The sequence below is a fragment of the Paenibacillus sinensis genome (genome assembly GCF_019904155.1).
Taxonomy (GTDB): Bacteria; Bacillota; Bacilli; order Paenibacillales; family Paenibacillaceae; genus Paenibacillus_AQ; species Paenibacillus_AQ sinensis.
Genome location: NZ_JAHCMB010000053.1, coordinates 1 through 329 on the forward strand (window position 1 = coordinate 1; position 329 = coordinate 329).

Annotated in this window: 1 protein-coding gene; it reads left to right on the top strand. The window is 58.1% G+C overall.

Annotated elements, in window-relative coordinates; translation table 11 throughout:
- Positions 1-24: 24 nt before the first annotated feature.
- On the top strand, positions 25-329 hold a 305-nt coding region (locus tag KIH86_RS07685), incomplete at its 3' end, for an RCC1 domain-containing protein (protein WP_407672253.1).

The following is a 329-nucleotide window of genomic DNA, read 5'->3' on the forward strand; positions in this document are numbered from 1 at the left end:
GGTCAGCTGGGAAATGGCACCACAGTGGATACAACGGCGCCGAAAGTAATTGCCGACCTGAGCGGAGTAATATCTATCGCCGCAGGAACGAGTCACAGCCTGGCGCTGAAGAGCGATGGCAGCGTATGGGCATGGGGGTATAACGGCGGCGGGCAGCTGGGTGATGACAGTACCACCCAGCGGAGTATGCCAGTACAAGTGACTGGACTGACAGAAGTCAAAGATATTGCTGGAGGCGGCAGCCATAGTCTAGCGCTGAAGAGTGACGGCAGTGTATGGGCGTGGGGTTACAACGGCGGCGGTCAACTGGGAGACGGAACGACTGTGCA